The organism is Ectothiorhodospira variabilis, assembly GCF_022227625.1.
Classification (GTDB): Bacteria; Pseudomonadota; Gammaproteobacteria; order Ectothiorhodospirales; family Ectothiorhodospiraceae; genus Ectothiorhodospira; species Ectothiorhodospira haloalkaliphila.
The window spans coordinates 290,180-303,020 of the sequence record NZ_JAJNAO010000003.1 but is presented as its reverse complement, the minus strand read 5'-3'; the positions used below and the strand labels follow the sequence as shown (position 1 = coordinate 303,020).

Genomic DNA, 12,841 nt, shown 5'->3' with positions numbered 1-12,841 from the left:
GCTTAAGCCTCCTCTGCAACATGGGCCGGGGTGACGTCAGAGACCATCAGGTGGCGCTTGAGCGTCCCCGATGCGCCGGTTTCATAGCTGATCCGGGCCTCGTACTCGATGGCTTGTCGACCGTCGTACAGGGCCTCGATGATGGGTGCGTAATGCTGGTCGATGACCTTGCGCTTGAGCTTGCGGGTGCGCGTCACTTCGCCATCGTCGGGATCGAACTCCTTGTGCAAATTGACGAAACGGCGGATCTGCAGGCCCTCTGGCAGGACGGTGTTGACATGGGCCACCTCGCCATTGATCAGGCCGTACACTTCCGGCTTCTGGGACAGGTCGGCAAAGGAGGTGTAGGCAACGCCATGCTCCTCGGCCCAGTGCCCCACGGCCTCCATGTCGATCACGATCAAGGCCGCCAGGAACGCCCGTTCCCGGCCCAGGATGCAGGCATCCTTGATGTACTGGCTGAACTTGAGGCGGTTTTCCACATAGGTGGGAATGAACCGGTGGCCCGCCTCGGTGTACACCACCTCGGAAACCCGGCCCAGCACCACCAACTGTCCGTCTTCCTCCAGATAGCCTGCATCGCCGGTGTGCATCCAGCCATCCTGCAGGGTTTCCTGTGTGGCATCGGGGTTGTTGAAATACCCGTCGAAGATGTTGTCGGCGCGCACCAGGATCTCGCCATCCCTGTTGATCTTGAGATCCACGCCGGGGAACGGCTTGCCGGCGGTGTGCAGACTGATGGAGTCCGGCGGCTGGGCCACGCACAGGGCGCAGTTTTCCGTCTGGCCATAGAACTGGCGCAGATTCAGGCCCAGGGCCCGGAAGAACAGGAACACGTCCTCGCCAATGGCCTCGCCGGCCGTGTAGGGCCGTTCCACCCGGCTCAGTCCCAGGTGATCCTTGATGGGGCCGTAGATGAGCACTTCCCCCACCCCGCGCCAGAAGCGCTCCAGGGTCCCGGGGGCCTGGCCTTCCAGGCGGCGGCGCTCCAGTTCCACCGCAAAGGGCATGAAGTGATGGTAAAGACGCCGCTTGAGCGGCGAGGACTCATTGATGCCCACCTGAATGCGGGTGAGCATGTTGGACCAGGCCCGTGGCGAGCTGAAGTACAGTGTCGGGGCGATCTCCCGCAGGTCGTGCAGCGCGGTTTCCTGCTTCTCGGGGATGTTGACGCAAAAGCGCAGTGCCAGCGCCGCCCCCACGGTGAAGATGAAGTCTCCCACCCAGGCCATGGGCAGGTAGGCCATGTGCACCTCACCCTCGCGGAAATAGCCCGCGGCCGAGGCATTGCGCACCCCCGAGAGGATATGGCCATGCTTGAGCGGCACGCCCTTCGGCGCGCCGGTGGTGCCCGATGAGTGCAGCAGCACGGCGATGTCATGCACCGATGCGCGGCTTTGCAGATCCTCGTCCAGGCCCGGACGGTTCTCCCTTTCCTGCCGGCCCTGGGCCATCAGATCCAGGGCACTCACCGCCCCCTCGGGCTCTTCTCCCTTCAGGCCCCGGTCGTCGTCGAAGACGATCAGGTGCAGATTGTCGTAGCCGCTCTCGCGGATGGACAGCAGCTTGTCCACCTGCTCCTGATCCTCCACCAGGGCACAGCGGATGGCCTCCGCTTCCATCTGACCCTGGAGCTCGGCGGGATTGGTGTCCGGGTAGGCCGGCGAGGGAATGGCCTTGAGGCACACGGCGGCCAGCATGCCGAAGTAGAGGGCCGGTCGGTTATCGCCCACCACCAGGATACGGTCGCCGGCGCGCACCCCACGGGCCTCCAGCCCGGCGGCCAGGTTCATGACATGATCCAGATAGTCTTGCCAGGTGTACTCGTGCCAGATGCCTCGGTGACGTTCACGCAGGGCGACTTCGCCCGCGTGCTCCCGGGCGTTGTGAACCAGCAACTGGATCAGATGATCGTCTTCCCGCCAGTCTGGATGCAGGGCGTCCACAGGCGGATCTTCGCGGTATTGTCTCTCAGGCTGCATCTTGAGTCTTCCCGATGTAGGCCGCGACCACGGCAGGATCATTGATGGCCTCGCGAGTGGGGCCCTCGGCGATCTTCTCCCCGTTGTTGAGCACCACCGCCCGATTGCAGATAGCGGTGACCACATCCATGTGGTGCTCGATGAGAAGCATGGTGACGCCCATGGCATCGCGGGCATCCAGGATGAAGCGCACCATGTATTCCTTCTCTTCCTGGTTCATGCCGGCCATGGGCTCGTCCAGGACCAGGAAGCGGGGCTCGGCGCACAGTGCCCGGGCCAGTTCGACGCGCTTTTGCATGCCCAGGGGGATCACGTCCACGGGCTCGTCACGCACGCTCTCCAGCTGCAGCAGGTCGATGACCTCCTCCACCTTGACCCGGTGCGCCACTTCCTCCTTCTGCGCCCACCACCAGTAGAACAGTGAGGCCAGAGAGCTGGGACGCATGAAGATGTGTCGTCCCAGCAGGATGTTGTCCAGCACGCTCAGCCCCTTGAACAGGGCCACGTTCTGGAATGTGCGGGCAATGCCCTTCTGGGCAATCCGATGAGGCCGCAAACCGTTGATGGGCTCGCCAAGAAAGCGAATCGAACCCTGCTGGGGCGGATAGAAGCCGGTGACAGCATTGACGAGCGTTGTCTTGCCCGAGCCATTCGGCCCCACCAGGCCAAAGATCTCACCCTCCCTCACCGTCAGGGAGATGCCTTTCAGTGCCTGGAGGCCACCGAACCAACGGCATACCTCCTCGCATTCCAGTACGGTCTGCTGGCCGACGATTTCCTGCGTTTTCGTCATGCCTCGTTCCTCCAAGTACCTGATGTGGTTTTCCCGTGCCGAGCCAACGCACCGTTGTGGCTGTTCCCGTCCCCAAGGTCGGGTCACGCACGCGGGGCGCGCACCCCTCCGTCGCGCATCACCCGGAGGCGATGCGCGCCCTGTTGTTCTTGTGGTTCCTGAATGCCCTGCCTCGCACCGGGACCGGCGCTGGCTCAATGTCCCCCGCCAGGATCCCGAAGCCCAAGATCCTTCAGGCTCTCGTCACGCAGCATGAATTTGAGTGCTCGCCCGGTGCTGCTGGGGAAGGATGCGTAAAACCGCACGTAGCGCGGGATCTTGAAATGGGCGATCTGCTCGCGGCAGTAGTCCTGCAGCATTTGTGCGGTGAGCGTTTCCTCACCGCTCTGGAGTTCCACGCAGGCGCAGACCACCTCGCCCAAGCGTTCGTCCGGGACGCCCACCACCACCGCGTCGCGAACCCGCGGATGGCCACGCAGATAATCCTCGATCTCCTGGGGATAGATGTTCTCGCCCCCGCGAATGATCACGTCCTTGACGCCGCCCACGATCCGGCAATAGCCCGCCTCGTCCAGCCGGGCCAGGTCGCCGGTGTGCAGCCAGCGTGCCGTATCCACGACGCGAGTGGTCAGATCGGGATCGCCCCAGTAGCCCCGCATGACGTTGTAGCCACGCACGCACAGCTCGCCCACCTCGCCCAGCGGCACGATGCGGCCCTCACTGTCGATGATCTTGGCTTCCTGATGCGGTCGAATGGTGCCCACGGTGGACAGTCGGTGCTCGACTGCATCGTCCACGTCGCTCATGAAGGAGATGGGCGAAGACTCGGTCATGCCATAACCGATGGTCACTTCGGTCATGTGCATGCGGTTCATCACCTGGTCCATGGTGTCCGGCGGACACGGGGCCCCCGCCATGATGCCGGTGCGCAGCGTGGACAGATCGAAGCCGGCAAACTCCTCGTGGTCCAGCATGGCCTTGAACATGGCCGGCACACCATACAAAGCGGTGCACCCTTCCTTCTGCACCGCTTGCAGGGTGTCCAGTGGCTCGAAGGCTTCTCCGGGGTAGATCATGGCACTGCCATGGGTCAGGCAGGCCATGTTGCCCATCACCAGACCGAAGCAGTGAAACAGCGGCACCGGGATGCAAACGCGGTCCTCTTCGCTCAGGCGAAGCGTGCGACCCACCGTCAGACCATTATTGATGATGTTGTGGTGGGTCAGCGTCGTGCCGGCCGGCTCGCCGCCCATGGCATTGCTGAACTGGATATTGGCCGGCGCATCAAAGTCCACCAGGGCGCTCAGGGAGCGCACGCGCTCCAGGGTGTCGGCATTGGGCGCCCGCAGCAACTCGGAGAAGTTGATCATCCCGGGCGTGGACGCCGACCCCACCCGGATCACCCGCTCAAGACTCGGTACCGCCTCGCAACGAAGCGCCCCTTCCCCCGCGCTGGCCAGCTCCGGGAAGAGTTCGTTCACCATCTTCAGGTAATCGCTGCTCTTGAACTGGTCCTGGATGATCAGTGCGCGCGCTTGCACCCGATTGAGGGACCGCTCTAATTCCGCCTTGCGAGCACCCGGGTTTACGTTAACGGAAACCATGCCGATCCGCGCAGCGGCAAACATGGCCAGTGCCCACTCGCTCCGGTTCATCATCCAGATGGCCACCCGATCGCCCGGCTCCAGCCCAAGCTCCAGATAGGCGGCGGCCAGCGCATCCACCTGCTGATCCAGTTCAGACCATGTCCAGCGCCTGCCTTGCTGGCAATCCACCAGGGCCAGCCCCTCGGGCCATACCGTGGCCAGATGATGGAGTTGCTCACCCACGGTGACGCCCCACAAGGGCTCGGTGCCCGCACCGCACACATAACTAAGTCTCTGACCTGACATCAGGACTGACCTCCTGCCTTTGGTTTGGCGCCGGTTGATCCCGGTCTGATTATGGGGTTATCTGTAATAAGGTTATAGGCAATTTAGTTACCGTTTACGTCCACGTCAACCCTTTTTTGCTGTATTCTGTACGGGCTTTTCCACCAGGCCGCTGACAACCGCTTCACAACGCACCATCCCGGTGCATGACGGAAAACCATGGGTAGCGGCCAGAGAGACCGGCGTGATCGATAAAAAAAGATCGCTGCAATGCAGCATGCAGCGCTTCACCCGCCCCAGGTTTCACGTACAATGAAAGCACTTCGGATGAATCCCCCCCTTTCCGGACCCACCGAAGTGACGTTGACGTTTGCGGCATTTCCCCAAGCCCCCCTCCCCCGGAGTGGCCGGCAAGAGCCGACGGAGGTTCATACATGACTCAACCCCAGCCCGCCTTTAAGGAAAGCGATGCCCATGGCACCACGTTCACGATCGGTGAACTGGCCCGGGAGTTCGGCATCACCACCCGCGCCATTCGTTTCTACGAGGATGAGGGCCTGCTCTCCCCCTTGCGCATGGGCACCAAGCGCCTGTACCGCCGCCGGGATCGTGCGCGCCTGAAGTTGATCCTGCGTGGCAAACGACTGGGATTCACGCTGAGCGAGATGCGCGAGGCATTCGACCTCTACGACGATGCCCACGGGGAGTCCCGGCAACTGCGCTATTACCTGAAGGTGCTGGACGAAAAGCGCGAGCATCTCCTCCGTCAACGGGAGGACCTGGAAGAGACCCTCAAGGAACTGGAGCACTCCTATGCTCACTGCGAGCAGTTACTCTCAGCCCAGGAGAAGGCGAAACAGGACCGCAAAGCGGATACGGCCAACCCCGAGCCTCCCGGCGACATCGACAGGCCCGATGGCGGCGAGGCCAGACTCAAGACAGGCTCCTGAGGCCATCACAAGGGATGGCGCCTTGCCGACATACCCTTCACGCCCGGACAATTAATGCCGTTTACGTTAACGTAATACTGTATTGACGTTTACGTGAACTGAATATAGGCTTCCGGAAAACCATTGAAAGGACCGCGCCATGAGCCACCACCCTACCCTCGACTTCGACCTGGGCGATGAAATCAACATGCTGCGTGATGCAGTCGCGGAATTTGCCGCCGCCGAAATCGCGCCACGGGCGGCCGAAATCGACCAGAACAACGAGTTTCCTCAGGATCTGTGGCCCAAGCTGGGCGAGATGGGGTTGCTGGGGATCACCGTCAGCGAAGAATACGGCGGCAGTGGCATGGGCTACCTGGCCCACATGGTCGCCATGGAGGAGATCTCCCGCGCCTCCGCGTCGGTGGCTCTCTCCTATGGCGCGCACTCCAACCTCTGCGTCAACCAGATCAAGCTCAACGGTAGCGAGGAACAAAAGCAGCGCTACCTGCCCAAGCTGATCACCGGCGAGCACGTGGGCGCTCTGGCCATGTCCGAACCGGGCGCGGGCTCCGATGTGGTGGGCATGCGTCTGCGGGCGCGGCGGGAAGGTGATCGCTACGTGCTCAACGGCAACAAGATGTGGATCACCAACGGCCCCGAGGCCAGCACCTATGTGGTCTATGCCAAGACCGATCCCGACGCCGGCCCCAAGGGCATCACGGCCTTTCTGGTCGAAAAGGGTACCCCCGGGTTCTCCACCGCCCAGAAGCTGGACAAGCTGGGCATGCGCGGCTCGAACACCTGCGAGCTGATTTTCGACCACTGCGAGGTGCCCGCGGAGAACATCCTGGGCCGTGAGGGCGAAGGCGTGAAGGTGCTCATGTCCGGCCTGGACTATGAGCGCGCAGTGCTAGCCGCTGGCCCACTGGGCATCATGGCCGCCTGCCTGGACGTGGTCCTGCCCTATGTGCATGAACGCAAGCAGTTCAATCAGGCCATCGGGGAGTTCCAGTTGATGCAGGGCAAGCTGGCGGACATGTATGTGGGCCTGAATGCCTCCCGGGCCTATGTCTATAGCGTCGGTCGCGCCTGCGACCGGGGGCAGACCACGCGCAAGGATGCGGCCGGGGCCATCCTGTTTGCCGCCGAGAAGGCCACCGCCATGGCCCTGGAGGCCATCCAGTGCCTGGGGGGCAACGGCTACATCAATGAATACCCCACCGGTCGACTGCTGCGTGATGCCAAGCTCTACGAAATCGGAGCCGGCACCTCCGAGATCCGGCGCATGCTGATCGGACGGGAACTGTTCAAGGAAACCCGCTGAGGCCGTCCCAGTGCGCCCGGCACCCAATGAGCAAACTGGTGGGCAGGGAAACCGATGAGCGTCATCAAAAGCAAGATCAACACAAGATCCGAGGAGTTCACCGCCAACCGGGCGGCCATGTCGACCCTGGTGGAGGATCTGCGCCAGCGTGTGGCACAGGTCAGCGCCGGCGGCAGTGAAGGGGCCCGTGAACGCCATCTGTCCCGGGGCAAATTGCTGCCCCGGGAACGCATACGGGTACTGCTGGATCCCGGCTCCCCCTTCCTCGAGATCTCCCAGCTGGCCGCCTGCGGGCTGTACGACGACGAGGTGCCCTCCGCGGGGGTCATCGCCGGCATCGGCCGGGTGTCAGGTCGCGAATGCATGATTGTGGCCAACGATGCGACGGTCAAGGGCGGCACCTACTATCCCATCACCGTCAAGAAACACCTGCGGGCACAGGAAATCGCCCAGCAGAACCGCCTGCCCTGCATCTATCTGGTGGACTCCGGCGGCGCCAACCTGCCCAACCAGGACGAGGTGTTCCCGGACCGGGATCACTTTGGGCGCATCTTCTACAATCAGGCGGTCATGTCGTCCCAGGGCATCCCGCAGATCGCGGTGGTCATGGGCTCCTGCACGGCAGGCGGCGCCTACGTGCCGGCCATGGCCGAGGAAAGCATCATCGTCAAGGAACAGGGCACCATCTTCCTGGCCGGACCGCCGCTGGTGAAGGCGGCCACCGGCGAGGTGGTCACCGCCGAGGAACTGGGGGGTGCCGATGTGCATGCCAAGGTCTCCGGGGTGGCTGACCATTACGCCCTCAATGATGCCCATGCCCTGGGCCTGGCCCGTCGCTGCGTCAGTCGCCTCAATGGTGACAAGCAGGTGAGTCTGGACCTGCGACCCTCGCGGCCACCGCGCTACAGCCCGGAGGAAATGGGCGGCATCATCCCCACCGACACCCGCAAACCCTTCGATGTCCGCGAAGTCATCGCGCGCATCGTCGACGGCTCCGAACTGGATGAATTCAAGGCCTTGTACGGCACCACCCTGGTGTGCGGCTTTGCCCACATTCATGGCTACCCGGTGGGTATCGTGGCCAACAACGGCGTCCTCTTCTCCGAATCCGCCCTCAAGGGGGCCCATTTCATCGAGATGTGCAGCCAGCGCGGCATTCCCCTGGTGTTCCTGCAGAACATCACGGGCTTCATGGTGGGTCGCCGGTACGAGTCCGGTGGCATCGCCAAGGATGGGGCCAAGATGGTCACGGCGGTGGCCTGTGCCCGGGTGCCCAAGTTCACCGTCATCATCGGGGGCAGCTTCGGGGCCGGCAATTACGGGATGTGCGGACGCGCCTATTCGCCGCGCTTCCTGTGGATGTGGCCCAACGCCCGCATCTCGGTGATGGGCGGCGAGCAGGCGGCGGGCGTGATGGCGCAGGTGAGGCGAGACACCCTGGAACGCCAGGGCAAGGCCTGGTCCAGCGAGGAAGAGGAAGCCTTCAAGGCCCCCATACGCGCACAGTACGAGCACCAGGGTCACCCCTACTATGCCACGGCACGCCTCTGGGACGACGGCGTCATTGATCCCGCAGACACCCGCATGGTGCTGGCGCTGGGCATTTCCGCCAGCCTCAACGCCCCCATCGAGGAGACCCGTTTCGGGCTCTTCCGCATGTGACCTGGAGGAAGATCATGGCGAACGATATGTTGCTGGTCCATGCCGAAGCCGGCGTTGCCACCATCACCCTGAACCGCCCGGATCGTCACAATGCCTTTGACGATGCGCTGATTGGGGAACTGACCCGCACCCTTGTGACGCTGGAGCAGGATCCGGCGGTCAGGGCCGTGGTGCTCACCGGGGCGGGCAAGAGCTTTTCCGCTGGCGCCGACATCCACTGGATGAAGCGCATGGTCGACTACAGCGAAGAGGAAAACCATCGCGACGCCCTGGCCCTGGGACAGCTGATGGACACCCTCTATCGGCTCGACAAGCCCACCGTGGCATGCGTCAACGGTGCCGCCATGGGGGGTGGCGTGGGCCTGGTGGCGGCCTGTGATGTGGCCCTGGCGGCCCCCCGAGCCCGATTCTGCCTCTCGGAGGTTCGTCTGGGCCTCATCCCGGCCACCATTTCCCCCTATGTGATCGCGGCCATGGGCGAGCGTCAGGCACGGCGCTACTTCACCACAGCGGAGTTGTTCGATGCGGAGTGTGCCCGGCAGATGGGTCTGGTGCATGAAGTGGCCGTGGACGAGGCAGACCTGGACCAGATACTGGCACGACTTCTGGAGCAGCTGACCCAGAACGGCCCCCAGGCCATGTCCGCCGCCAAGGCCCTGGTGCGGGACGTGGCAGGCCAACCCATTGATGCCGGGCTGCTTGAGGAGACCGCGACCCGGATCGCCCGGATCCGCGTCAGCGGGGAAGGCCAGGAGGGGCTGGGCGCCTTTCTTGAAAAGCGCTCGCCGGTCTGGCCCATGCCCGGTGCGGCTTGAGTGGACCCCTTTCATTGCCTCCATGTGAGGCACCATGCGATTCACCTGACAGGGACTGGAGCATGTTCGACAAGATACTGATCGCCAACCGGGGGGAAATCGCCTGCCGGGTCGAGCGGACCTGCCGGCGACTGGGAATCCGCACCGTTGCGGTGTACTCCGAGCCGGACAGTCAGGCCATGCACGTGAAGGCCTGTGATGAAGCCTGGCCCATCGGCCCCGCCGCAGCACGGGAAAGCTACCTGAACCAGGCGCGGATCATCGAGGTGGCCCGGGAGAGCGGCGCCCAGGCCATTCACCCGGGCTACGGCTTCCTCTCGGAAAACGCCGAATTCGCCCGAGCCTGCCGGGATGCCGGCATCGTGTTCATCGGCCCGCCCCCGGAGGCCATCGAGGCCATGGGTTCCAAGAGCGCCGCCAAGGCCATCATGGCGGAGGCCGGCGTTCCCCTGGTACCCGGTTACCATGGCGAGGATCAGTCGCTCCAGCACCTGGCCGCCGTGGCGGAAGAGATCGGTTATCCGGTGCTCATCAAGGCCTCCGCTGGCGGTGGCGGCAAGGGCATGCGCCGTGTGGACCGCCCCGAGGATCTGGCCGAGGCCCTCAAGGGGGCGCAGCGGGAGGCGGCGGCGGCCTTTGGCGACGCCCGCGTGCTCATCGAGAAATACCTGCTGCAGCCCCGCCATGTGGAAGTCCAGGTCTTCGCGGACAGTCACGGTCAGGTCGTGCACCTGTTCGAACGGGATTGCTCGGTGCAACGGCGCCATCAGAAGGTGATTGAGGAGGCCCCGGCGCCGGGCCTGGACGAGGTGCGTCGCCGGCATTTCGGGGAAACCGCAGTGGCCGCTGCCCGTGCCATCGGCTATGTGGGCGCAGGCACCGTGGAATTCATCATGGATGGCCGGGGCGACTTCTATTTCATGGAAATGAACACCCGGCTGCAGGTGGAACACCCGGTCACGGAAATGATCACGGGTCAGGATCTGGTGGCCTGGCAACTGCAGGTGGCCGCCGGCCAGTCCCTGCCCTGCGAACAGTCGCGTCTGAGCTTCAACGGTCACGCCTTCGAGGCACGCATCTATGCCGAGGATGCCGACCGGGAGTTCCTGCCCGCCACTGGCGCAATCCGCCACCTGCGCACGCCCGAGGAATCACCCCACGTGCGCATCGACACGGGGGTTCAGGAGGGGGATGAAATCTCCGTGCACTACGATCCCATGATTGCCAAGCTGGTGGTCTGGGATCAGGACCGTGAAACCGCCCTCAACCGTCTGCAGACCGCCCTGAGTGAGTTCATCGTGGTGGGCACCACCACCAACGTGAATTTCCTCGCCCGCCTGGCGGCTCACCCGGATTTTCGGGCGGCGCGCATCGACACCGGTTTCATCGAGACGCACCGGGGCGCACTGCTACCGGCCCCCCGGGAGATCAGCCCGGCCCTGCTGGCCGCGGCCACGCTGCATGAGCTGCTGCGGGTGGATCGCGAGAACCTGGAGCGGGCGCGCACATCGGCGGATCCTTATTCCCCCTGGCATGGCACCTCCGGCTGGCAACTCAACGGCGACAGCCATCGCACCCTGCACTTCCTGGATACCGCCCAGGATCTTGATCTCAAGGTGATTGCCCACTATCGGGATGACGGCTTTGTGATCGAATGGGCCGGTCATCGTCACCGGGCCCGCGGACACCTGCATGCCGACGGGCGGCTGCGCATGCAGCTGGACGGCGTGCATCTGGATGCCTGGGTATTGCGGGACGGACAACGGCTCACGGTGGCCATGAGTGCCGAAACCCGCGAGCTGATGCTGCATGACCCATTGGCCGCCGGCATGGATGACGAGGTCAAGGAAGGCAGCCTGGTGGCCCCCATGCCGGGCATGGTGGTGGCCGTGAATGTGAAGGTGGGCGATCACGTCTCCGAAGGGGATGCCCTCATGGTACTGGAGGCCATGAAGATGGAATACGTGGTGAGCGCCTTCAATGACGGCGTTGTGGAAACGGTCTACTTCAACGAGGGCGATCAGGTGAGCGAAGGGTCCCCGCTTCTGGCCATTCGTCCCGGGGACGCAGCATGAGCACCTACTACCTGGAAGACCTGCAACCGGGCATGCGCTTCAGCACCGGCCCACATGAGATGACCGAGGCGGACATCATCCGCTTTGGCGAGGAGTACGACCCTCAGCCCCATCATGTGGATCCGGTGGCGGCCCGCAACACCTTTTTTCGTGGGCTGGTGGCCAGCGGCTGGCACACCATCTCGGTGATGACGGCCATGGCCATCCGCTCGGACCTGCGCATGGCCGAAGGCCAGATCGGCATCGCGGTGGAGGGGATCCGCTTCATCAAGGCCGTGCGCCCCGGCGACCGGATTACTCTGCACATGGAAATCCGCGAGGTCAAGGCCTCCGAGTCGCGTCCAGGCTGGGGGGTGATCAAGGTCCTGTGGACCGCAATCAATCAGGCCGGTGAGCCCGTGCTCGAACTGCAACCCAGCATCCTGGTGAAAGCGCGTGAGCGCGTCGCTCCATCCTTGGCCAGTGCCGCCGAATAAGGAGAGCATCATGCCCCTGCCCCATGCCGTCAACATCGTCGAGGTGGGCCCCCGGGACGGACTGCAGAACGAGCCCGGCAGCATTGACACGGATGTGAAGCTGGAGCTCATCCGCCGCCTGGTGGAGGCCGGCCTGCGTCAGGTGGAGGCGACCGCATTCGTCTCGCCACGCTGGGTGCCGCAGATGGCGGACCACACCCAGGTCATGGCCGGGCTACCCAGCCGGCCGGGCATCCGCTTTCCCGTGCTCACCCCCAATCTCAAGGGTTTCGAGAATGCCGTGGCCGCCGGTGCCCGGGAGGTGGCGGTCTTCGCGGCGGCCTCGGAGTCCTTCTCGCGCAATAACATCAATTGCAGCATCGCCGAGAGCCTGGAACGTTTCGAGCCGATCCTGGTCCAGGCCCGGGAGCGGGAGATCCCGGTGAGAGGCTATCTGTCCTGCACCCTGGGCTGCCCCTACGAGGGCGACATCGCTCCCGAGGCGGTGGCCCGGGTGGCCAGGCGCCTGCATGACATGGGGTGCCACCAGATCTCACTCGGCGACACCGTGGGCACCGGCACCCCCCTGAAGGCACGGCGCATGGTGGAAGCCGTGGCGGAACAGGTGCCGCTGGCGAATCTGGCCGCCCATTTTCACGATACCTATGGGCAGGCCCTGGCCAATCTGTTCGCCGTGCTGGAACTGGGCATTGCCACGGTGGACAGTTCCGTGGGCGGCCTGGGGGGCTGCCCGTACGCGCGTGGGGCCTCCGGCAACGTGGCCACCGAAGAAGTGGTCTACATGCTCCAGGGCATGGGCATCGAGACAGGCGTGGATCTGCGTGCCCTGGTGGATACGGTGCACTGGATCCACCAGCAATTGGGGCGCCCTGTGCAGTCCCGGGTGGCGCGCGCCATGGCCGGCTGAGGGA

General features: G+C 64.1%; 10 protein-coding genes. 7 read left to right on the top strand and 3 right to left on the bottom strand.

Translation table 11 applies throughout. From position 1 onward, the window contains the following. Positions 1-2: 2 nt before the first annotated feature. From LPW30_RS06245 to LPW30_RS06235, 3 genes are all read right to left on the bottom strand, one after another. Positions 3-1,982 carry an AMP-dependent synthetase/ligase gene (locus tag LPW30_RS06245; RefSeq protein WP_025282905.1) on the bottom strand — a complete coding sequence of 660 codons (1,980 nt, stop codon included), beginning with the start codon at positions 1,980-1,982 and terminating at the stop codon, positions 3-5. Then, positions 1,972-2,775: an ABC transporter ATP-binding protein gene (locus tag LPW30_RS06240; RefSeq protein ID WP_025282904.1), complete on the bottom strand. Its 804-nt coding sequence runs from the start codon at positions 2,773-2,775 to the stop codon at positions 1,972-1,974. Before LPW30_RS06240 ends, LPW30_RS06245 begins: the two co-directional genes overlap by 11 nt. Positions 2,776-2,969: 194 nt before the next feature. Then, the gene (locus LPW30_RS06235; RefSeq protein WP_239680343.1) at positions 2,970-4,667 is read right to left on the bottom strand and encodes an AMP-binding protein; all 1,698 of its coding nucleotides are present in this window, start codon (positions 4,665-4,667) and stop codon (positions 2,970-2,972) included. A gap of 413 nt (positions 4,668-5,080) precedes the next feature. Here LPW30_RS06235 and LPW30_RS06230 point away from each other — a divergent pair, with 413 nt between their 5' ends. The 7 genes from LPW30_RS06230 (at position 5,081) to LPW30_RS06200 (ending at position 12,837) form a co-directional block, all read left to right on the top strand. After that, a complete protein-coding gene (locus tag LPW30_RS06230; RefSeq protein ID WP_025282902.1) occupies positions 5,081-5,596 on the top strand; it encodes a MerR family transcriptional regulator in 516 nt (171 codons plus the stop codon). Between the two features lie 139 nt (positions 5,597-5,735). Further along, a complete protein-coding gene (locus LPW30_RS06225) occupies positions 5,736-6,902 on the top strand; it encodes an isovaleryl-CoA dehydrogenase (protein WP_025282901.1) in 1,167 nt (388 codons plus the stop codon). A 54-nt stretch (positions 6,903-6,956) separates the two neighbouring features. Continuing rightward, positions 6,957-8,564: a carboxyl transferase domain-containing protein gene (locus LPW30_RS06220; RefSeq protein WP_239680342.1), complete on the top strand. Its 1,608-nt coding sequence runs from the start codon at positions 6,957-6,959 to the stop codon at positions 8,562-8,564. Positions 8,565-8,578: 14 nt separating this feature from the next. Beyond that, positions 8,579-9,379: an enoyl-CoA hydratase/isomerase family protein gene (locus LPW30_RS06215; RefSeq protein ID WP_239680341.1), complete on the top strand. Its 801-nt coding sequence runs from the start codon at positions 8,579-8,581 to the stop codon at positions 9,377-9,379. A gap of 62 nt (positions 9,380-9,441) precedes the next feature. Continuing rightward, positions 9,442-11,454: an acetyl/propionyl/methylcrotonyl-CoA carboxylase subunit alpha gene (locus tag LPW30_RS06210; protein ID WP_239680340.1), complete on the top strand. Its 2,013-nt coding sequence runs from the start codon at positions 9,442-9,444 to the stop codon at positions 11,452-11,454. Further along, a complete protein-coding gene (locus LPW30_RS06205) occupies positions 11,451-11,930 on the top strand; it encodes a MaoC family dehydratase (protein ID WP_025282897.1) in 480 nt (159 codons plus the stop codon). Before LPW30_RS06210 ends, LPW30_RS06205 begins: the two co-directional genes overlap by 4 nt. Before the next feature lie 10 nt (positions 11,931-11,940). Continuing rightward, complete coding sequence (locus LPW30_RS06200) at positions 11,941-12,837, top strand: hydroxymethylglutaryl-CoA lyase (protein ID WP_025282896.1); 897 nt, start codon at positions 11,941-11,943, stop codon at positions 12,835-12,837. The last annotated feature ends 4 nt before the right edge of the window (positions 12,838-12,841 follow it).

Bases quoted from the DNA above. Each gene is read 5' to 3' on its own strand.
- LPW30_RS06200 (WP_025282896.1), top strand. From the start codon at position 11,941: ATGCCCCTGCCCCATGCCGTCAACATCGTCGAGGTGGGCCCCCGGGAC.
- LPW30_RS06230 (WP_025282902.1), top strand. From the start codon at position 5,081: ATGACTCAACCCCAGCCCGCCTTTAAGGAAAGCGATGCCCATGGCACC.
- LPW30_RS06225 (WP_025282901.1), top strand. From the start codon at position 5,736: ATGAGCCACCACCCTACCCTCGACTTCGACCTGGGCGATGAAATCAAC.
- LPW30_RS06215 (WP_239680341.1), top strand. From the start codon at position 8,579: ATGGCGAACGATATGTTGCTGGTCCATGCCGAAGCCGGCGTTGCCACC.
- LPW30_RS06235 (WP_239680343.1), bottom strand. From the start codon at position 4,667: ATGTCAGGTCAGAGACTTAGTTATGTGTGCGGTGCGGGCACCGAGCCC.
- LPW30_RS06220 (WP_239680342.1), top strand. From the start codon at position 6,957: ATGAGCGTCATCAAAAGCAAGATCAACACAAGATCCGAGGAGTTCACC.
- LPW30_RS06245 (WP_025282905.1), bottom strand. From the start codon at position 1,982: ATGCAGCCTGAGAGACAATACCGCGAAGATCCGCCTGTGGACGCCCTG.
- LPW30_RS06205 (WP_025282897.1), top strand. From the start codon at position 11,451: ATGAGCACCTACTACCTGGAAGACCTGCAACCGGGCATGCGCTTCAGC.
- LPW30_RS06210 (WP_239680340.1), top strand. From the start codon at position 9,442: ATGTTCGACAAGATACTGATCGCCAACCGGGGGGAAATCGCCTGCCGG.
- LPW30_RS06240 (WP_025282904.1), bottom strand. From the start codon at position 2,775: ATGACGAAAACGCAGGAAATCGTCGGCCAGCAGACCGTACTGGAATGC.